General features: G+C 61.3%; 10 protein-coding genes. 4 read left to right on the forward strand and 6 right to left on the reverse strand.

Going from position 1 to position 21,684, the window contains the following annotated elements:
• On the reverse strand, positions 1-9,918 hold the full coding sequence (locus tag AB4Y42_RS29335) for an amino acid adenylation domain-containing protein (RefSeq protein WP_368696090.1): 9,918 nt from the start codon (positions 9,916-9,918) through the stop codon (positions 1-3).
• A 431-nt stretch (positions 9,919-10,349) separates the two neighbouring features.
• Positions 10,350-11,060 carry a 4'-phosphopantetheinyl transferase superfamily protein gene (locus tag AB4Y42_RS29340; RefSeq protein WP_368696091.1) on the reverse strand — a complete coding sequence of 237 codons (711 nt, stop codon included), beginning with the start codon at positions 11,058-11,060 and terminating at the stop codon, positions 10,350-10,352.
• Between the two features lie 653 nt (positions 11,061-11,713).
• Here AB4Y42_RS29340 and AB4Y42_RS29345 point away from each other — a divergent pair.
• The 3 genes from AB4Y42_RS29345 to AB4Y42_RS29355 all read left to right on the forward strand — a co-directional run bounded on the left by AB4Y42_RS29345 (position 11,714) and on the right by AB4Y42_RS29355 (position 16,401).
• Entirely contained in the window at positions 11,714-12,640 is a 927-nt protein-coding gene (locus tag AB4Y42_RS29345; protein ID WP_368696092.1) for a glycosyltransferase family 2 protein, read from the forward strand.
• Positions 12,641-12,956: 316 nt separating this feature from the next.
• Positions 12,957-14,828, forward strand: coding sequence for an HAD-IIIC family phosphatase (locus AB4Y42_RS29350; protein WP_368696093.1), 1,872 nt, complete (start codon positions 12,957-12,959; stop codon positions 14,826-14,828).
• Positions 14,829-15,204: 376 nt separating this feature from the next.
• Positions 15,205-16,401, forward strand: a complete 1,197-nt coding sequence (locus tag AB4Y42_RS29355) for an acyltransferase family protein (RefSeq protein WP_368696094.1) — start codon at positions 15,205-15,207, stop codon at positions 16,399-16,401.
• A 130-nt stretch (positions 16,402-16,531) separates the two neighbouring features.
• Here the strand turns inward: AB4Y42_RS29355 and AB4Y42_RS29360 are convergent, their stop codons facing one another.
• From AB4Y42_RS29360 to AB4Y42_RS29370, 3 genes are all read right to left on the reverse strand, one after another.
• Positions 16,532-17,713, reverse strand: a complete 1,182-nt coding sequence (locus tag AB4Y42_RS29360; RefSeq protein WP_368696095.1) for a hypothetical protein — start codon at positions 17,711-17,713, stop codon at positions 16,532-16,534.
• A 484-nt stretch (positions 17,714-18,197) separates the two neighbouring features.
• Positions 18,198-18,623, reverse strand: coding sequence for a GtrA family protein (locus tag AB4Y42_RS29365; protein ID WP_368696096.1), 426 nt, complete (start codon positions 18,621-18,623; stop codon positions 18,198-18,200).
• Positions 18,620-18,880, reverse strand: a complete 261-nt coding sequence (locus AB4Y42_RS29370; protein ID WP_368696097.1) for a hypothetical protein — start codon at positions 18,878-18,880, stop codon at positions 18,620-18,622. The genes AB4Y42_RS29365 and AB4Y42_RS29370 overlap by 4 nt, the downstream gene beginning before the upstream one ends.
• A gap of 535 nt (positions 18,881-19,415) precedes the next feature.
• Between AB4Y42_RS29370 and AB4Y42_RS29375 the strand changes: the two genes are divergently transcribed.
• A complete protein-coding gene (locus tag AB4Y42_RS29375; protein WP_368696098.1) occupies positions 19,416-20,453 on the forward strand; it encodes an IS481 family transposase in 1,038 nt (345 codons plus the stop codon).
• 135 nt (positions 20,454-20,588) lie between these two features.
• On the opposite strand, the gene AB4Y42_RS29380 is transcribed toward AB4Y42_RS29375, so the two are convergent.
• Positions 20,589-21,677, reverse strand: a complete 1,089-nt coding sequence (locus AB4Y42_RS29380; protein ID WP_368696099.1) for a TAXI family TRAP transporter solute-binding subunit — start codon at positions 21,675-21,677, stop codon at positions 20,589-20,591.
• Between the last annotated feature and the right edge of the window lie 7 nt (positions 21,678-21,684).

Here is a 21,684-nt window from a genome sequence, read left to right on the forward strand (position 1 = left end):
TCAGGCTCCTTCGGCAATCCTGCGCTTGAAGTTGAGGATCGACGGCCGCGCCACGGCAGGCGCCTCGACCGGCTCGTCCGTCTGCGTGCCGTCAAGGCTCGCGGCGAGCTGCTCGATCGTGACGTTCTTCATGAGCTGACGGGCATCCACGCCCAGCCCACGCTCGTTCATTCGCGCGACGATGCGGAAGAGCTGCAGGCTGTCTGCACCGAGGCTGAAGAACTTCTGGTCGATGCCCACCTGCTGCAGGCCGAGCACCTCGCCCCAGATCGCGGCGATGGTGGCCTGCGTCGGCGTCATGGCCGCGGGTTCGGCTGCTGCGACCACGATTTGCGCGGGTTCGCTCGCCGCCGGTTCGACCGGCGCCGGTGCTTGCGGCACGACCTTGAGCGCAGCATGCGGCTGGCGCACCGGCGCGGCCACCATGTCCGCCGTCGGCACGGGCAGGGCCTTGCGGTCGAGCTTGCCGTTGCTGGTCTGCGGCAGCGCGTCGAGCGTCATCCACAGCGTCGGCACCATGTAGGACGGCAGTTGCCCGGCGACATGCGCTGCGACTGCGCTCTGATCCAGTTTGTCGGATCCCGCACCGACCAGATAGCCCACGAGACGCGCGCTGTCGGCGACGGTATGCAGAGCGACGGCGGCCGCGGCAACAGCGGGAGCCTTGCGCAGGGTGGCCTCGATATCCTCGATCTCGATGCGGAAGCCGCGCAGCTTGATCTGCTGGTCACGACGGCCCAGGTGCTGGAGCGAGCCGTCGGCGAGCCGCTTCGCGAGATCGCCGGTACGGTAGAGCCGGCGCGGCGCGGCGCCTTCGATGGCAACCGACTTGAAGGCGGCATCGGTCAGGTCGGGGCGGTTGAAATAGCCCTTCGCCAGGCCTTCACCGCCGATCCACAGTTCGCCGCTCACGCCTTCGGGCGCCAGACGCAGGTCGTCGGTCAGCACGTGCAGGTCGGTATTGGCGAGCGGCGCGCCGATCACCACCGGTGCGTTCACAACGACACGCGAGGCGGAGGACCAGATCGTCGTCTCGGTCGGGCCGTAGAGGTTCCACACCTCCGCGCCGGTCGCGAGCAGGTCGTCGGCGAGATCGCGCGGCAACGGCTCGCCGCCGCACAGGATCTTGAAGCCCTTCGGCGCCTTGAAGCCGGCCTCGAGCAGCATGCGCCACAGCGAAGGCGTCGCCTGGAGCACGGTGGCGGCTTCTTCCTTCAGGCGGGTCACCAGCTCGAAACCGGTGCGCACTTCCGCGTGGCCGGCGATGAAGGTCCGCCCGCCGGCGATGAGCGGCAGGAACAGCTCGAGACCTGAGATATCGAAGGAGAACGTCGTCACCGCGACGATGCTGTCCCTGACCGTAAAGCCCGGCGCGTGCGCCATCGAGAGCAGGAAGTTGCTCAGCGCGCGATGGCCGATCTCCACGCCCTTGGGCTGACCCGTCGAGCCCGACGTGAAGATCACGTAGGCCGAATCCGCGTCCGTGACGGCGGGCAGCGCCACGGTTTCGTCGTCGTCCTGTGCGAGGAGCGCCTCTACGTCCAGCACGCGATGCGTGCCCGGTTCCAGCACCGTGAGGCTTTGCTCATCGCTGAGGATGGCGGCGATGCCAGCGCCATCGAGAATCTGGCGCAGGCGTGCGGGCGGCATCGTCATGTCGAGCGGCACGTAGGCGCAGCCCGCGCGCCACACGCCGATCATCGCGGCCACGATCATGGCGCTGCGTTCCATCGCGATGGCGACGCGTGAGCCCGACGCGATACCCGCCGCCATGAGCCGGCGCGCGATCTGGCTGGCTCGCGCATCGAGTTCGCCATAGGTCAGGCTCGTCGAGTCGTCAGATACGGCCGTCGTATCGGGAGCCTGCCAGGCCTGCGCGGCGATCAGCGCCGGGGTCGTCTGCGAGAGATCGTAGTCGCGCTGGGACGCGTTCAGCTCGTCACGCAGATGGTGGACTTCCGCATCGCTCAAGAGCGGCAGGGCTGCGACCGGCGTTTCGGCATCGCGTGCGATCGCCGTCAGCAAGGTTTCGTAGTAGCCGAGCCAGCGCTGGATCGTCGTTTCGTCATAGACGTCGGTGTTGAAGTCGCAATCGAGCCGCAGGCCCTGAGCCGATTCGATCACGTTCAGGAACAGATCGAAGTTGCTGTAGGCCTTCGCGTTCGGCGCGAAGTGCGTGGTGACGCCGGCCATGTCGAGTTCGCCGTCGACCTTTTCCAGGTTGAACTGCAGATCGGTCAGCGGCAGCCGGTTGAGATCGCGCTTGATGCCGAGATCGCGCACGAGTGCTCCGTAGGTGTAGTTCTGGCGGTCGCCCGCGTCGTAGAGGTGATCGCGCACCGCCTTCATGTGCGTGGCGAAAGGCTTCTCGCGGTCGAACTTCACGCGCAGCGGCAGGAAGTTGACGCAGTGCCCGACCAGCAGCGCTTCGCCCGCTTGCGACTGGCCAGCCATCGGTGCGGCGATCACCACGTCGTCATTGCCGGACAGACGGCCGAACAGCACCTGGGCCGCGCCGAACAGCGTGGCGAACAGCGAGCAGCCCTGCTTCGAGGAAGCGGTCTTCACCTGCTTGAGAAGATCGGCTCCCAGATGGCGGGTCGTCGAAGCGCCGTTGAAGCTCTTGCGTTCCGGGCGCGGGCGGTCGCCGGGCAAATCGGGTTGCGGCGCCGGTTCGCGATGGACGTTCATCCAGAACTCGCGCGTTTCTTTTTCGACACCGATCTCGTCCTGCGCCTTGGCGAACGCGAGGAAGCTCTGCACCTCGTCGAGTTCCGGCTGCGTGCCCCAGACTTCTGCGGCGTAGAGGGCAGCCAGATCGCGCAGGATGATGTTGATCGACCAGCCGTCGCAGACGATGTGATGCGCCGTGAACACGAACGCCCACTTCTGCGCTTCGAGGCGCACCAGTGCGGCGCGCGCGAGCGGGCCTCGGGTCAGGTCGAAGACCTCGCGGGCTTCCGCGTCGATGATGGCCTTGAGTTCGCCCGCCGGATCGGCGTGAGTGGAAAGGTCGATCGGCACCAGCGGCACGGTCGTCGTCGGTTCAGCGTACATCATGTCGCCCACGCGCGAGAAGTGCACGCGCAGCGCATCGTGGCGGGCGACCGTCGCGGCAAAGGCGCGTTCGAAGGCGGCCTCGTTCAGCTTGCCATTGAGTTCGAGCGTGAACGACTCATTGAACGCGAGCGAGGCTTCGTGGCCTTGCTGGGCCGACATCCAGATTTCCTTCTGCGGCTCGGTGAGTGCGGACTGCGTGAGCGCCGGCTCGGCCTGCGTCAGCGCCGCGGCGTCCTGCGCGCCGCCGAGAATGCCGACGCGCTGGAGCGCGTCGATACTCGCGATAAAGGCGTCGCCGATCTTGCGGATGTCCTCGTCCGAATGGCTCGTGGTCAGGAAGCAGGGGAAGCCTTCCATGATATGCACACCGAGGTAGCGCATATACGGATAGAAGAGGCTGCCGAGGCGATCCTCGCCCGCGAGATTCACATAGAACCAGCTCGAGAAGGACTCCGCCCGCGTGGCGATGCCGACCTTCTCCAGATGCGCGTTGACACGCTGCACGAGGCCGTTCATGCGTTCGCCGAGCCCTTCCTGCAGCGCCGGGCCGGCTTCCTTGAGGTGCAGGAGCACGGCTTTCATCGCGGCCAGTACGACGGGGTGGCGCACGAACGTGCCTGCGAAGAACGTGGGCGGAACTTCGGGTACCGAAGCATCGCCGAACTGCCACTGACCACCGTCGAGCGCGTCCATGTACTGCGTGGTGCCGGCGAGCACGCCAATCGGCAGGCCGCCGCCGACCACCTTGCCGTAGGTCGCCATGTCGCCCTGGATGCCCCACAGGCCTTGCATGCCGGCCGGATGGACGCGGAAGCCCGTCACGACCTCGTCGAAGATGAGGGCCGATTCATTGGCCGCCGTCACGTCGCGCAACTGCTGCACGAACTCCTTCGGACGCAGATTGGGATGGCGCGACTGCACCGGCTCGATCAGGACGGCCGCGATATCGTCGATGTTGGCCTTGATCCATTCGAGGCTTTCGGGACGCGCGTACGGCAGCACGACCATGTTGCCCACGGAGGTCTGCGGAATTCCCGGGGCGAGCGGGAACGCGCGCGGCACGCCCGCTTCGCTGCCCGGCTTCACGAGCACTTCGTCGAACTGGCCGTGATAGTCGCCATCGAAGCAGACCACCTTGTCCTTGCCGGTCACCGTGCGCGCGAGACGCATCGCCGCCATCACGGCTTCCGAGCCGGTATTGCAGAAGGTGACGCGCTGATGGCCGGTCATCTCGGAGAACATCTGCGCGACTTCGCCCGCGAGCGGCGACTGCGGTCCGATAGCGAAACCTTCCGCCAGTTGCGCGTTGACCGCGGCAACCACGAAATCGGGCGTGTGGCCGAACGCGGTCTGGCCGTAGCCGTTGACCACGTCGATGTATTCATTGCCGTCCACGTCCCAGATCTTCGAGCCCTTCGAGCGCTGGGCGACGATCGGATAGACAAGTTCCTTCCATTCCTCGCGGAAGCCGCTGGCGGTACGCGGATCGGCAAGCACGGCGCGATAGGACTGCGTACGAGACTTGGAAGTGGCGGTTTTGGCCGAGTAGCGCGTCGCCAGATCGGTGATGAACGCCTTCTGGGCGTCGGTCATCTGGGCCGAGTGCGAGGCACCGGGCTTGTACGCGGTGAAGCGCGACGGGCGGTTCTCCTCGAACTTGATCTCGGGGCCGGCGGCGTGCGCAGGCGCGGCGGCCGGTGCGGGTGCTGCGGCGGCAACGGCCGGGGCGGCTGCGACGGCTGCGGGCACCACGATTTGGGCCGCGGCGGGCTGCTGCACGGCCAGCGGCGCACCTTGCAGCACCTCGAGCTGACGCGCCATCACCGACTGCATCGCGGCGAGCTGGTCGCGGATCACCGACTGGAGGTCGCCCGTGGCCGGCGCAATGGCCATCTGCACGGCCGCCGGCGTACCCGCCGGTGCTGCCGCAATGGCGACCGGCGCGGCCGCTGCTTGAACAGCGACCGGCGCAGCAGCAGGCGCAGCCTCAGCCGGCACTTCCGGATCGGGCGGCATGGCGCCATCGAGGAACTGCGCGAGGGCGGGCAGCGTCGGATAGTCGCTCATGATCTGCCGGAAGCTGATCGTGACGTCGTAGCGGCGGCGCAGCTGCCGGGACACCTGCCCCATGAACAGCGAGTCGTAACCGAGATCCCAGAAGGTCACGTCCGGATTGGACGTATCCGGTGCTTCGCCGGACATTTCGGCGAGCAGCGACGCCAGTTCGGCAATGAGACGCGGTTTGCGGTCGATTTGGACGGATTGGGCCATGGCGGTCTGAGGAATATCGATTAGGGCTTCGGACGGGGCTTGTGCGGCAATCGCTGGGGCAACGGTCGTCGGCTGGCGTGAAGAGGCGGTTGCCGGGGCGTCAATCCAGTGCCGTTCCGGCTCGAAGGGATAGGTCGGTAGCGAAACGCGGCGGCCGGTCTCAGCCCGCAGCGTTGTCCAGTTCGGCTTGACACCGTTCAGCCACAGGCGCCCGGTCGCCTCGGCGAGGACGGCAAGCTCGCGCTCGCGCGTCGCGAAGTCGGGCAGCGAGGCAATCGCGCCCTGATGCCGGTCGCGGGGCAAGCCCTGCAGGACAAAGGTCGAGAGCGTGCGGCCGGGGCCGATTTCGAGCAGGAGCGGCTTGCCCTCTGCCGTGACGGTGGCCAGCGCGTCGCTAAAGCGCACGACATTGCGGCAATGGCTGGCCCAGTACTGTCCCGAGACCGGCTGGTCCATCGCCGCCCACTGCCCGGTCACGGAGGAGACGTACGGAATCTTCGGCCGCGCGAAAGAAAGGCTGTTCGCGACCTTGGCCAGATCGTCGACGACGCCCGACATCATGCGCGAGTGGAACGCGTGCGAAGTGTGCAGACGTCGATGCTCGATATCGCGTGCCTTGAGCGTGGCCTCGAATGCCTCGATGGCTGCGAAGGGGCCGGCCACGACGCTGAGCGTCGGCGCATTGATCGCGGCGAGATCGACATCCGCCGGCAACATGGGGCTGAGTTCGGCCTCCGACAGGCGCACGACCAGCATCACGCCCGGTTCGGCCGATTGCATGAGCGCGCCGCGTTGCGCGATGAGGCACAGCGCATCCTCAAAGGCGATCGCCTCCGCCACGCACGCCGCGACCAGCTCGCCGACGCTGTGGCCGATCATGGCTGTCGGCTTGATTCCGCGCGAGATCCACAACTGCGCCAGCGCATATTCGACGAGGAAGAGCGCAGGCTGTGCGTAGATCGTCGAGCGGATGGGGTGCGGGGTGTCATCGCCTTCCGGGGCTTCGCTCAACAGCAGCGTGCGGATGTCCAGGCCGAGATGGGGGGCGAGCGCCTCGGCGCCCTTGTCGATCCACGCGCGATAGACCGGCTCGGTGCGATAGAGCGCGGCGCCCATGCCCGGATACTGCGCGCCCTGGCCGGGGAACATGAAGATGACCGCAGGCGCTGCCTGTGGCGCTTGTGCTTCGATCGCGCCTTTCTGCAGTTTGGCCTGGGCCTGCTCCACGCTCTCGGCGACGACAACGGCGCGGTGCGCGAAATCGCGGCGGCCCGTTTGCAGCGTCGCGGCCACGTCGGCTAGTGCGATCTCCGGATGGCTGGCGAGGTGGGTGGCGAGATTCGCCTTCGCGCGTTCGAGCGCCGCAGTGCTGCGGGCCGACAGCGGCAGGATCTGCAGTCCTTCGCTTTGCTCGGCCGAGGCGTTACGGCACGGCGCCTCCTCCAGCACCACGTGGACGTTCGTCCCGCCGACACCGAGAGAACTCACGCCGGCGCGGCGCGGCGTGGCGCCATCAGTCCAGGGCCGTACGGCCGTATTGAAGAAAAACGGACTGTCGGTCAGGTCGATGCCGGGGTTGGGCGAACGGAAATGCGTGAGCGGCGGCAAGGTGCGGTTGCGCAGCGCGAGCGACGCGGCGATGAAGCCCGTCACGCCCGCGGCCGCGTCGAGGTGCCCGACATTGGCCTTCGCCGAGCCGAGCGCGCAGAACTGGCCGCCCTCGGCGCCGCCCAGGCGAAACGCCTGCACGAGGCCCGCGAATTCAATCGGATCGCCAAGCGGCGTCGCCGTGCCATGGGCCTCGACATAGCCAATCGAGGCCGGGTCGATGCCGGCCTCGGCGTGCGCGATGGCAATCGCGCGGGCCTGGGCGTCGACGCTCGGGGCGGTGAAGCCGACCTTGTCGGAACCGTCGTTATTGATACCCACGCCGCGGATCACGGCGTAGATCGGATCTTCATCGGCGATGGCGTCTTCGAGACGTTTGAGCAGGACCACGCCCGCGCCGCTGCCGAATACCGTGCCCTTCGCATCGGCATCGAACGGACGGCACACGCCGTCGGGTGCGCCCATGCCGCCTTCTTCATAGAAGTAGCCGCGCTTTTGCGGGAAGGTGATCGAGACGCCGCCGGCCAGCGCCATGTCGCAGCGTCCGGCGCGAAGGTTCTCGACGGCGAGGCTGATCGCGGTGAGCGAGGTGGAACATGCCGTCTGCACCGAGATGGCCGGCCCCGTGAGCCCGAGCTTGTAGGCGGTGCGGGTGGCGACGAAATCACCGGCCCCAACGAGCTTTTGATACTCGCCGATCTGGAACTGGCTCGTAAATTCGTCGATGACCGCGCGATCGGACAGGATGTGCTTGAGGAAGTAGGTGTTCATCGAGGTGCCGGCGAACACCCCGACGGCGCCGGCGATCGTTGCCGGGTCGTAGCCGGCGTCTTCGAATGCTTCCCAGGCGATCTGGAGGAACAGCCGCTGCTGCGGGTCGGTGAGTGCGGACTCGCGCGCGAGCATGCCGAAAAAGCCCGCATCGAAGTGATCGACATCGGCCAGAATCGGCCGCGCCTTGACGTAACTCACGTCGCGGCGCGACTTGTCGTCGAAACTGTCCTCCAGTTCCGCCAGGTCGAAATGCGTGATGCAGTCGCGCCCGGCGAGGATGTTCGCCCAGAGTTCGGAGACATTGCGCGCGCCCGGAAACCGCCCGGACATGCCGACGACCGCGATGGCTCCGCCTTGCACGGCCCGGCGTTGACGAATGGCGTCTTTGTTCATTGTCGGCAGCGTCGTGCGCAGTTGCGCAGCCAGCGCCTCGACGTTGGGGTGACGGAACAGATCCACCAGCGCGACCTTGGCCGCGACGTCGCGCGCGATGATGGCGTGTGCGCGCATCAGATCGAGCGAGCGCAAGCCGAGGTCGAAAAAGTTCGCACGGCGGTCGACGGGCTTGCCGAGAAGCCCTTCGAATACGGACGCGAGCTTGTCGGCGATGTCGTCGTCAACGGGCGAGGGCGCTGCCGATGCTTCGGATTGCGTATCGATTGTGGCAAGCAACGCTTTGCGGTTGATCTTGCCGTTGGGCGTCAGCGGAAAGTCGGGCAGGACGCGCAGTTCCGACGGCATCATGTAGTCGGGCAGGGCGGACTTGAGATAAGCGCGGATTTCTTTCAGGAGGACGTCAGCGTCCGCCGCATCGGCCTTCACGAAGCCAGCGATGGCCTTGCCCATACGGCCATCGAATGCGGCTACGGCCGCATCGGCCACGCCGGGCGCCACGCGCAGCGCATGTTCGATTTCATCGAGTTCGATGCGTTTGCCTGCAATCTTGATCTGCCGGTCGTTGCGGCCGAGGAATTCGATTGCGCCGTCCGCGCGGCGGCGCACGAGGTCGCCCGTGCGATAGAGCTTCGCGCCGGGAGCGAAAACGTCGTCGACGAACTTCTCTGCCGTCAGTTCGGGGCGGTTGAGATAGCCGAGCGCGACGCCGTCGCCGCCCGTGACCAGTTCGCCGACCTCTCCATCGGCAACAGGCATGAGCTTGTCGTCCACGATGTAGGCGCTCGTGCCCGCGATGGCGTAGCCAATGGGAATGGCATCGCCATGCGCGAGCGCCTCGCCGTCTCGCGGAATGCGGTAGCAGCAAGTGAAGGTCGTGTTCTCGGTCGGGCCGTAGCCATTGATGATCTGCAGACCCGGATGAGCCTCCATGACCTTCCGAACATGGACGGGAGACAGCACGTCCCCGCCCGTCAGCGCTTCCTTGAGCGGAAGAAAGGCTTCCAGCCGATAGTCGGCGAGCGCATTGAAGAGGCCAGCCGTGAACCAGGCGCTGGTAACGCCAAGTCGCGCTATCTCGGACGCGATCGTGTCGAGAGAGGGCTGGACCTCGTTGATGATGGCGGCACAGCCGCCGTTCAGGAGCGGTCCCCAGATCTCCAGCGTGCTCGCATCGAACGCGAGCGGCGCGAGGTTGAGGAAGCGCGTGTCGGGTGAAAGCTCGGTGAACGTCTGGTTCTGCACGAGGCGCAGGATCGCGCGCTGCGGCACGATCACGCCTTTGGGCTTGCCGGTCGAGCCTGAGGTGTACATCACGTAGGCGGCGTCGTCACGACGGCTAGCGTGGAGCGGTGCGGGCTCGGCCGCTTCGGCCGCCGCCACGACATGTTCGAGATCGACCGAGACGCCGTTCAGTTCGCCAACGCTGGCGAGCGCGGCCGCTTCAGCGATGATGAGCTTGGGCGCGCAGTCGGAAACGATGAAATCGAGCTGCGCCTTCGGGTAGGCGCGGTCCAGCGGCACGTAGACGGCGCCCAGCCGCAGGATCGCCAGCATCAAAGCGAGCGTGTCGCGGCTGCGCGAAACCATGATCGCGCAGCGCTCGCCGGGCTCCAGTCCCATTTCGTGCAGGACGGTTGCGAGCCGCGCCGAACGTTCGCCGAGGGCGGCGTAGTCTTCCTCGCCCGTGGCGTCAAACACAGCAAGATGATTGCCGAACTCGGCACATATGGCATCGAAGCGCGCTGCCACGCCAGGCACATGATTGGTCCCGCCCGGCAAAACGCCTGAAAGTCCATCTCTGTGTGACATTTGCTACTCCCCCACAATTTTGACGAAGGTCCGCTGCTGGGCAAGGCCTGGCGACGAGCTCGCAGCACTTGCGCAGAACGGCAGCCGGTCACAGGAAGCACAAGCGCCAGGCGGCTTTGCGCACCTGGCTCGTATCCCAAGTTTGAAATTTGCTGTAGGAGGAAGTTAATCTTCCGCGGGATGCCTATCCGTTCGCCGTCGCACACACGATGTGCTGCAGCAACACGTCGCGCTGGGGCTGCGCGGGGGCATCCGCGCGCAGGCTGCGGCCCGCTTCCCGCCATGCGGGCGGGTTTGGCGGCAATCGCGGCGTGGGTGCTGTGTGCGTTGTTTCGATGCGAAGACTGGCGATTCGGGCGTGGTGTTGTGCGTGGCAGCAACAGGATCGAGCCACCGGAGAGACGATGAAGGCGCGCCCGGACCTTGCCAGGTCAGTTCATGTCGACGATCGACCAGCCGCTGTGGCGGGCCGCCACGGCTCCCGCGCAGGTCGGACTGGGTGACAGGGCCCGAATGCACCAATGCGAGGCTTCCGCCGCCTCGCCGCCGACGAAGCGCGGTGTCGTGTCGCCGTGAACGGCAAGATCGAATTCGAAATGCTCCGGCGGCAGGATGAAGCCCGTGCCGAGCGCTTTCAGGCAGGCCTCCTTGCGCGCCCAGGTTTCAAAAAAAACCGTTTGCCGTTCTGATGCAGGGAGCGCGTCGAATTGTTCGCGCTCGCGAGCGGAGAAGACTTGGATCGGCATGCTCTCTTCGATCGGACGAATATGTTCTACGTCGATGCCCACCTCGAACCCGCTCGAAACGGCCAGCGCCGCCGTATTTTCGCTATGGCTCAGATTGAAGCAAATCGTCCATCCCGTAGGTTGGCTAGTGCAAATCGGTTTGCCTTCCGGCCCATACTCGAGTGCGACCGCGCGTGCAGGGAGCCCAGCATAGCGGCCAAGGATCTGTCTGAGTTTTCCCCTCCCGGTCACGTAGCGGCAGCGATGCAACTCGAAGCGAAAGTTGCCGCCCCGTTCATGCTCCTGCGCGGAAAGCGTCTCCCAGTACCGATCAAAATCACTCCCGCAGGCGTCGAGGTCCCATTGCCAGACATGGACTTCTTGCGTGGTTGGCGGTGTGAGTGGCGAAGAAGACATTGAGGGCCTGGTTCGGCTTGCGGAGGGCAGTGCCGGTGCGGCACGGAACATCGCGCGCCACCCGGTTGAGTGCGCAACGAGTGGCACACGCAGGAGTGAATGTACAGATACAACTCTCGCGGAATTGTTGGGCAACCCACGGAACGACACTTGCGATACGGCCTACGATTCATCAAAGAATGATGCAATTACGCTGCACTGCGTGCGCGCATCCGTACGGGGATCGACAAGTCGACGCGGCAAATGCCGAAACAAGGCGTCGACACAAAACCTGTGAGGCTCTCCGAAAGTAGCTGGGCTGCATGGTCCTTTGCGACTCGATGCGGCGCCGGAGGAATCATCTATTGCTTTGGCTTCCAGAACACCGGTCGATTGCGTTCGCTATAGAACTGAGTCTGCTCCATGGTCTTTGAAAAGACTGGTCCAAGACCCCTTTTGGTAAAGGTTTGCCAATCGACTCTGTATGGACTTGGAAAGTATGTTTAATTTTAATGTAAGAAACATCGATCGATTTCCAGCGGATAGATCGGTCTCTGGTAAGGATCGGTAAGAATATGTGCGATTGACGTGCTACCAGATCAGGAACGATAGTCCTACTCTTTGCACGAGGAAGTTATCGAAATTCAGATTCGAGGTGCGGGATGCGGTGTGATTTGGACAATGGCTACAACGTTAGTGTGATCATTCCACACTACGACAGCGTTGATTTGCTTTGGTTGGCAATAGAATCGATTTCTAGCCAAACCGTTGTTCCGCAGGAAATCATTGTCGTAGATGACGCATCCGGGCTGCATTTCGAATTGCCGAGTCGTTGCGGAGACAACATTGTCTTGCGGCTGATTCGCGAAAGCGAGAACCATGGTGCGGCGTGGTGTCGAAACCGCGGCATCGAGGAGGCCACCGGTGATCTGATCGCCTTCCTCGACGCCGACGACCGATGGCTCCCGAACAAACTCGAGCGCTGTATCGCCGCGTTCGGTCCCAAGCCTGACGGGAACGAAGCGAAGGTGCTCTTCAGCAACGTCGTGCTAACGGACGCTGACCGGCGCGTCCTGGGTAACCGCGCGCCCTACGATGGACAGTCGATGCTCGACTTCATCCTGCTGGAGGGGGGCTATATTCAGACTTCATCGATCATGATGTGGCGTCATCAGTACCCGCTGATCAGCTTCGATGGATCGCTGCGTCGTCATCAGGATTGGGATTTCGCCATTCGAGCTGAAATGGCTGGTTGCGTCTTCGTTTATTTGCACGATGCACTGGTGGAGTACTCCCTGAGCGAAAGTCCCGCCAGAATATCGAAGGCGGTCAGTTGCGAACCCAGTCTCGTGTTTTTTGAAAAATATAACAAGATGATGTCAAAAGGGCATATCTCATCATTTATATTTAATGTTCTGATTTACAAGAAACTGAGTATTGCCTTGAGGCTTGCCATTGTCGAGCGAGTTTTGTTTAGGGAGATCGAGATTCCCAGCAAGGATTGGGCGGCACTGTTTGCGAGGCTGGTTATCGGCTGGGGAGGGGTGAATTTAATCAAGCAGTTGAGACGGATAATCCATGCTGAGGATTATTCGATTTGAGTTGCATTGGCCTCGAAAAATAAAAGTTATAGCCGGTGACGCGGCGATCCTGCACATCCTGTCTCTCCCCCGCCAGTTTGACCCCTGAAGTTCGAAGCTCTCGCCAAGGGCTGGCTCCTACCCTTTTGAATTCCCGAGATCGGCCCTGCTACGTTGACGACGTTTATGAACGTTGCGCGAGTCGCCGCGGCGACTCGCGCGCTGCACCCATTTGGGGTTGTGTCTGTCGGCGCACAGATGGTGTATCTGCGCTCTGCTCTAATCTCAAGGCCGAAACCGGCAGCGTGTGGAGAACGTTTCGACTTCGAGGTCCCCAATGCGTCAATTTGTCCGCGATTTGTTTTACTCATCCGTCGCCGATAAACAGGTCAATTTACCGCTGCCGCCGACGTCGCTCGCGATCCATTCGCGCAAGCTCAATATATTGCTGCTGGGCACGTGCTCAGTGGAAATGCTCGTCAAGCGAAGCGCAAACTCCGGGCACAACATCCGGCACATACTGATGGGCTCGAGACGCCACGCCCCGATCCCGGAAGCCGCGCCAACCGATGACGTCGTCGTCGTGAATCTCACGCTCCGCCACATTCTGGGCGAAGTGACGCAAACGCCCGAACCCATAGTGGATATGGTTTTTTCGCGCCTGCGTTCAGACGATGAAGCTCGCGCTTTTCTGCAAAAAACAGGGGAATATCTCGCGCAGAAGGTGGCGCAGGTCGCCGCGCAGATCACGACCGCTCCGATTGTCTTCATGTCGTTTTTCGAGCCGAGCTTCAATTACGACGGCGATCTCATCGATCCATTCGGTACGACATCGCCAGGAAATCTGGTGCGCGAGATCAACCGGCTTTTGTCGGAAGCCGTGCGCAAGACGAATAATTGCTACTTTCTCGACGCCAACGAGATACTGAATTTTGTCGGCCGCCGGCACCTGCAGGACGATGTCCTGTTGAGTAGCTCCCACGCCTCGTTCATCAACGATTGGGACTTCAAGCTGGACGCGAATCGGCTGATTGCGCCCAAAGCGATTGGCAATATCCTGACATATGAGGTCGCGTCGCGCGAATTTACCCTCGCGTTCCTTTCCCGGATCGAAGCGATAGTCAAGGTCATCGAGCAGCGAGACCCAGTGAAGCTGATTATCGTCGACCTCGACGACACCATGTGGCGCGGCGTGGCAGCGGAAGGCGAGAGCGTGAGCCAGGAAGAGCGCATCGAAGGCTGGCCTATCGGCCTCGCTGAGGCCTTGCTGTACTTCAAGAAGCGTGGCGGATTGCTGGCGATCTGCAGCAAGAATGAAGAAGCGCCCACCATTGAACGGTTCAACGCCATCTGGCGCGGCGCCATCACCATGGACGACTTCGCGTGCGTACGCATCAACTGGAAGCCCAAGTCGCAGAACATCCTTGAAATCCTCAAGGAGGTGAACCTGCTTCCGGGCAACTGTGTCTTCATCGATGACAACGACCGTGAGTTGTCGGAGGTGAAGGCGGCGATTCCTGCCATCCGCTGCCTCGGCGGCAATCACTACGACTGGCGGCGAATCATTCTACGATCGGCCGAAACGCAGGTCCCCATCGTCACCGAAGAGTCAGCGCGCCGCACCGAACTCGTGCGCGCGATCTCGCAGCGCGAAGCGAGTGCCGACGCGAACAATGGTGTTTCGCGGGAAGAGTGGCTAGCTTCGTTACAGCTTCGCCAGTCATTCTTCTTGATCAAGACGCCGCAATCCCGACACTTCGATCGCGCGTTCGAGCTTATCAACAAGACGAACCAATTCAATACGACCGGGAAAAGATGGGAACGGTCGGAGTTCGAGGCGTTCATCAGCCACGGCGGGTACTGCGTGGTCTCTTCGCTGCGCGACAAATTGATCGACAACGGCATCATCTCTGTTTGCCTGATCAAAGGCGAGAAGATTGTCCAGGTCGTCCTGTCGTGCCGCGTGTTTGGGCTCGGCGCAGAGTTGGTCGTTGGGGCGATTGCTACGCGGTTGGCGCTGAAATCCGGATCTGAAGTTCGTGCTGAGCTGGTTGATACCGGAAGGAATGCGACCTGCCACGACTATTTCAAACGGCTCGGGTTCGCCGAAACGGCCGTGGGTTTGTACTCGCGAACCGCGAACGAGCTGCCGTCCTATATCGAGATCGAGAATCTGGGCGCGGCCGAGTTTCCGCCTGTGCGGATTTAGCGCAGCGCTTGTTTGGGAAGTCTGCCAAACAACGCAAGGTCGTGTTCGTTCGTCTCGGTCAGCATCCACGGGTCGCCTGCCATCGTCAATGGACCTCTCCGGGCGGCCGGACATCATGCGTATTTTGGCGCTGTTCCTTCCGCGCATCGTGTATTCACACGCGGCTCGCGCGCTCCGCTTTACGCAATCTCGCCAACACGAAACGCAGTCGTCTGTATTTCGTCTGCCTACGGCAGTCATGCGCGCCCTTTGAACGCGACTGAGACTCAATGAGCGTTCGGCAACACTTCAAGACAACTCGCTGACCTCTGGGCGGTAAGGCTCGGTAAGATTCGGCTACTGACACAGCGCCGGTTCTACCAAGAGGTCAGAACAAATGATAAGCCCGACTAGTCCTTTCCCGGTGTTTGCCGCGGTGCTCCTTGCACTCGTCACTGCCAGAGTTTTGATCTGGCGATTCGGTGCCCCCAACGCTGCAGGACGCTTTGCTACGATTGACGGATTGAGAGGGTACCTGGCGTTTTTCGTTTTTCTGCACCATTCCTGCATATGGTACTACTACATCAGAACCTCACAGTTTGACTCCCCCCCGTCGAATTTCATGGCAAATATCGGACGAGCCAGCGTGTCCCTGTTTTTCATGATTACCGGATTTTTGTTTTCGACAAAAATAATCAATGATAAAGAGAACGGAGTTGACTGGATCAAGCTTTACGTCTCCCGAGTCCTGCGGCTGACTCCGTTGTATCTGTTCGCCATGCTGCTGCTGTTCGTCGCGGTCGCTTTCATGTCACGTTTCGCGTTAGCGCAATCTCCTTTGACGCTAACGGCCAACGCATTGAGATGGTTAGCGTTTTCAAGTTTTGGTGAGCCGGATCTCAACGGGCTCAAGGGCACGAACCTCATTTTGTCGGGGGTGCCGTGGACGCTCGCCTATGAATGGGGATTCTATCTTTGCCTCCCTCTGCTGGCGGTGGTGATTGGAGCTATTCCGTCGCTTGCGGTATTGATAATCGGATTTATCGGCGTGCTGGATCTTGTTCATTTTCATGCGGAACCGAGATTCCTCGCACCGTTTCTTGGGGGAATCATTGCGGCACTTCTTTGTCGTCACGCCTGGTTCCGCCACCTTTCACAGAAGAGGATTGTCTCGATCGTTGCAGTCGCCGCGATCACCGTGGCGGTCACTTTGTTTACAACGACCTATGCGTGGATCCCGTTAGCGTTGCTTTCCCTGAGCTTTGCGGCGATTGCCGGCGGCGCCACCTTGTTCGGCGCCTTGACCAGCCAGCTGTCCCGCATGCTAGGGGAACTCGCTTACAGCATCTATCTGCTGCACGGTTTCATTTTGTTTGCGCTTTTCAATGTTGTCGTTGGAAAGCAAAGCGCGCGCGTATTCACCCCTCTGGAGCACTGGTTCACGATCCTGCTGACCACCCCGGTCCTGGTTCTTGTCAGCTATACGACTTTTCGATTGATCGAGAAGCCCGCTATGCAATACACCGAAAGTGTTAGCAAGTGGGTACGCCAGGTCATATTTGCGAAGCGTGGCGCGTTGGAAGAGTCGCTTTGAATGCGTTGGCGTGGTTCCACGTTGACGGAAACTAGCAGCAAGCTGTGGCGTTCGAATCTGTGCGGGATATTGGCCTGCCGCTGGTTCGGAGGACTGAGCTGGCGGCGGACCAATTCCCGCTTGTACGAAATTACTTCTCTTGCGCAACGCTGCCAGGTGCTTTAGTCCATGTGGTACGCAAGGGCCAATGGCAGGCAACTGCCGCAAACAGCAGGACGTAGGTTGCCAGGAAGTAGTACGTTAGAGAATGCACTCGAATATCAGACAATCCTTCGAGGCATAGAGGCAGGATGGTCAGGAAAGGGAAAATCTTTAAGAACAGCCCCACCCACCCATCACCTCGTGACGAGAGGATCATGGACAAATAGAGGCAAACCGCGAAAACGCTGAAATCATACGACATCAACCTCGGATTGAGCAGAATGAGAATGGCGAGGAAATAAAACAACTCGCTCGTCGAGTTGATCTGCAAAGAGCGTTGCCCATGCCTGTACCGAAAAACTGCCGAAATCAATATAACGAGAAGCATCATGAGAAAATGGAGAATGAAGCCGAATTTCCCCATCCCAAATCTGGAGAACACGCCAAAAATTGTCAGCCCTGCGTCCCCATGCTGAACGATCTGATTGTAGATGGCACCTTGGAATCCCGCCCACAGTTGCGGGTAAAGGGCAGGTTGCACTAGGTAGATGCCAGCAACCGATAGCAGCAGCCCAACAAATACGAAAAAACTGCGACGGGGCAGAAAGAGATAGAGCAAGGCGTAGGCAAGGAAGTAAGGCTTTATGGCAGAAAACAGTATGATCGCGATCGCATGTGGTGCCAACGTGTAGGCCGACCGCTTCGTGTATAGAAAATAGGATAGCGATACGAGGAGCAGGTGTGCGAAGACGCTTATGTTTCCCGTCTGGATCGAAGCAAAGCCAGATCCGCCTATCAGGAAGCCAAGAATCAGGCACGGAGCGAGGCGATGATAGGGAGTCAGAGACTTGAGACTCAGCGTAACGCCGGCAATTCCTGCGGCCGAGGCTAGAACCAGGAAGGCAAATGCTGTCGGGAAGTCGACGACGGAAAACACCTTGAGGAAAGCCGGAGGGTAAACGAATGGAAAATCACCGGATGCGCACGTGTAGGGGTTCGGTCCCTGCAAATAGCAACTCAAGCCTTTCTCATAGACATGGTAGTCCCAGAAAAACGAGCCGCTTGTTCCGCTGAATGCGAGAACCAATAAGAAACACGCGGCTGCGGATAAGCTCCAGAGAGGCCATGTCTTGTCGTCGTTAGCGCCTGCTATATCTAGCTTCAAGTCCACCCCCTTCTCGGTTAATGGCCGTCAAACTCTATGGCGGACTAACGGCCGAACATGAGTCCCGTCTTCGCGTTCCCAAACGGTCGTTGCGCAGCTCACGCAGGTCTTGACCGTGAATACGATTCGCGTAGTCGTGCATGCGTTGGGAAAACGTGAGGAACCAGCTATAACTTCGCCCATAGAGCGAAAGCGCGAGCACTGTCCTTGGGCTCGTTGGACGGCCGCACACGCGCATTGCGGGATTCAGTGGACAACCATAGAGCACGGTCGTGAGTGGGTCTGTACGCCAGCGTACGTCACCCGACCATGTAAATGCGAAACTCCGCTCGACTTGTGAGTGTCTTGCACGGTACCAGCGCGGAAACGAATGGTTCGCTCGCGAGCGCGCCGATCGATACGTGCCACCGGGCTCACATGCGCGGTCGGTGATCCTTGGCGCAACCGAGACTATGGACTGCCTGCAGCCTCTGTACTGCTGCAATCGAACTCAAGCAAACGTAAAGCGCTTATCCAGCTGGTACTTTGTGAAATAGCCGATCACCAGACCGACTGCGCCACCGGCAAGCCGTCCGGCTTCGCCATGAAAGAGTGCGTTCGCGATGAATTCCACGGACCAGAAAAGGAGCGTGGTGCCGAGCCCCATGGCAACGTACAGCGAGAATGTGCGCACGCCGTGTGCAACACTTTGGTGTTCGTAGCGGAATATCCAGGCCTTATCGAGCAGATATTTGACGACAAGCCCAACACCTGTGCCTACGCACACTGAAAGTGGAACCGCAAACGGGCCGCGGTATAAGTGAAAGGCGAGGCCTTGACTACCGAGATTGGCGCCGATAGAAATGGCGGCGAACGTCGCGTACCAGAACACGAGCCGCGAGCGGCTCAGTGACATGCTAGCAGCGGTGCTGCTCATAGCGTACTCCTCTTGAACGCCGCGCAGGGCAGCGCGCGGATGACAAGCGTGTACTCGGCACGGGAACCGCTCGCCTTACCACGCACGACGCCGGCTTTCCAGTTCATCGCGACGAAGTGATCGCAATGGCCCCAGAAAGCAGGCATCGGGATGCTGATGATGTGTGCTCGCCGGACAAAGGAATAACGGTCGACGCATGTTAAGCAAACTGCCCCGGAACCACCGTTCGCCGGAGCACAAAGCTCGCCTTCTTGCATACGCGCTCATCCTTGTCGGCCGCGTCTTGAATACGTGCAGCGTCAGATTCGAACGGGATGCGTATTCAGGAAAAGCGATGCGTGGCGACGCAGACCCGAGAGGCGAGCGAATACGCGGCGATTTCGTGGTCAGCGCGCAGTATTTCTATCGCATCCGTGAGCGGAGCTGCGTTACGTGGCGGAACAAGCCTGTCATTTGTCGGGACGCAGGTGATCGCGACTGTGCCTGCGGCGAAAGCAGCACCGCGGGGCCGCTGCCAAACGCTCTAACCGGTAGCGGGTCGATAGGGATGGGGGTATGCTGACTGCATAGCTGAAAGTGATTCCGGAGCGACGACCAGTGAACATGGCGTCTATCGCTCTCGCGAACAAGAAGGATCGCATTTCAGATATACGAGATCGCGACTCGGATGCGCATCATTTGCTCTGGACTAGACTAAATCTGACAGTGGTTGGTTTCGCATGCTGGCGCGCGTTGGCGCGGAGGGCGTAGCCCGTAGCGGCAATGCGCGCCGCGAACAGCAAGGAGTCCGCCATGACTCAGGAGCAGAAGGTAACTCGTGCCAAGGTCGGCATACTTGAGTTGGCCCGGCAGCTCGGCAACGTCAGCCAGGCCTGTCGCGTGATGGGTTACTCGCGCGACAGCTTCTACCGATTTAAGGAACTGTACGATCGAGGCGGTGAGGCTGCGCTGCAGGAGATTTCCCATCACCGGCCGTTGCTCAAGAACCGCGTAGATCCGCAGATCGAGGCCGCCGTTGTCGAGCTGGCCCTCGAATTGCCAGCCTATGGCCAGATCCGTATCGCCAACGAAGTCCTCAAACGACATGCCCTGTCCGTTTCGCCCCAAGGCGTCCGTAGCATCTGGTTGCGCCACGATCTGGAGACCATGTCGAAGCGCCTGAAGGCCCTGGAAGCCAAATCCGCCCAGGAGGGTTTGGTGTTGACCGAGGCGCAGCTCGTCGCGCTCGAACGCGCCAAGCACGAGAAGGAAGTGCACGGCGAATTCGAGTCAGAGTGTCCAGGCTACTGCGGCGCGCAGGATACGTTCTATGTCGGCAACCTCAAGGGCGTAGGCCGTGTCTACCAGCAGACTTTCGTCGACACCTACTCGAAAGTTGCATTCGCCAAGCTCTATGATCGCAAGACGCCCTTGCCGGCGGCGGACCTGCTCAACGATCGCGTGGTCCCGTTCTTCGACGGCTTCGGCATCCCGCTGCTACGCGTGCTGACAGACCGCGGCACCGAATACTGCGGCACCCCCGAGCATCACGAATACGAGCTGTACCTGGCTTTGGAAGACATCGACCATACCCGAACGACGGCCAAGTCGCCGCAAACCAACGGGATCGTCGAGCGACTGCACAAGACCATGCTCAACGAGTTCTACCGCATCGCCTTCCGCAAGAAGATCTACGAATCGATCGCCACCTTGCAGACGGACCTTGATGCGTGGCTCGACCAGTACAACAATGAACGGGAGCATCAGGGACGGTGGTGTTACGGCAAGACGCCGATGCGCACCTTTCTCGATTCGCTGGAACTCGCCAAGGAGAAACTCATTCCCCATTGACCGCTTCCTCTCTATCGGCCCGACTACCTGTCAGATCGAGTCCCGGCTAATACACATCATTGGAGCACTTAGGTCGTCGCGCGGTTGGATGTGCGCGGTCCGCGGCCTGGTGGAAGATGTCCGTTCCGTGTCAAATTACTTGCAAAGCAGCAGCAAGCGCTCCTGGTCCGAACACGGCCGTGCATTGACTTGTGCCGTGGCGGCGGCGCGTGGCGGCGCGGCCGCCTGCATCGCGGCGCGATGCGCGAAACAGGTCTTCAGACGTCGCTCAACAGGCGGGTAGTACTGCCAGCCTTTGCCGAGGCCCGGCAGTTCGAGCTTCACCTGCTTCCACTTCGGATGGCCGTGCTCCTGCAGGTTGTCGAAGTTCGCGCAGAGCGAATCGGCAAAACGCTTCAGGTTGCCGACCGTATCACGCAGGTTGTAGTCATAGGTGACGAGAAAGGCCTTGACCGTCCACGTCGGCACGTCTTCCTTGAGCCAGTTCGGGTAGCTCGACACGTGGATCGTCGCGGGGTAGTAAGTCTGCTTCGCGCGCGCCGTTTCCGGCGCGTTCGGATCGACGCGCAGGAAGCGGATCTGCTGCAGCAGTTCGGGGTTCATGTCGGTGAAGAGCTTGGCGGGTTGCCCGGCAACGATGATAGCGACATCGATCTTCTTGACGATGAGCGCAGCAAGTGCGTCCTCGTTGCTCAGGTGCTGCGCGTACTGCTCCGGAATCGGCTGGCCGAACATGAGTCGGTACAGCGTCGTCGCCGACTGCGCGGTGCCGCTGCCGATCAGCCCGACGCTCATTACCTTGTCCTTGATCTCGTTGATCGTCTTCATCGGTGAGTCGTTACGCACCACGAAGTAAATCTCTTCGTCGTAGAGCGGCATGATGAGCCGCAGCGGCCGTATCAGCGTGCCGGCCTCTTCGTTGCCGGAATTGGCCATGTCGACGTAGGCCTGGTAGACGTCGGACTGCACGAGCGCGAGCTTCACGCCGGGCTCGAAACGCATACGCTGCACGTTTTCGGCCGAGCCTTTCGATGGGATCACTTCGAGATCGATGCCCGCCGGCTGCGCGACCCATTTCGCGAGGTCCTGGCCGATCTGAATGTAGGTGCCGCGCTCCTGGCCGGTCACGATCTTGTAGTTCGCGTCTGCGGCAGCGGCGAGCGCGAGTGTCGAAAAGAGCAGGGCAATCAGCGCCGCCAGTCCTGCGAGCATCGTTTTCAGCATGGTCTCT

The sequence above is a fragment of the Paraburkholderia sp. EG286B genome, from assembly GCF_040965655.1.
Lineage (GTDB): Bacteria > Pseudomonadota > Gammaproteobacteria > Burkholderiales > Burkholderiaceae > Paraburkholderia.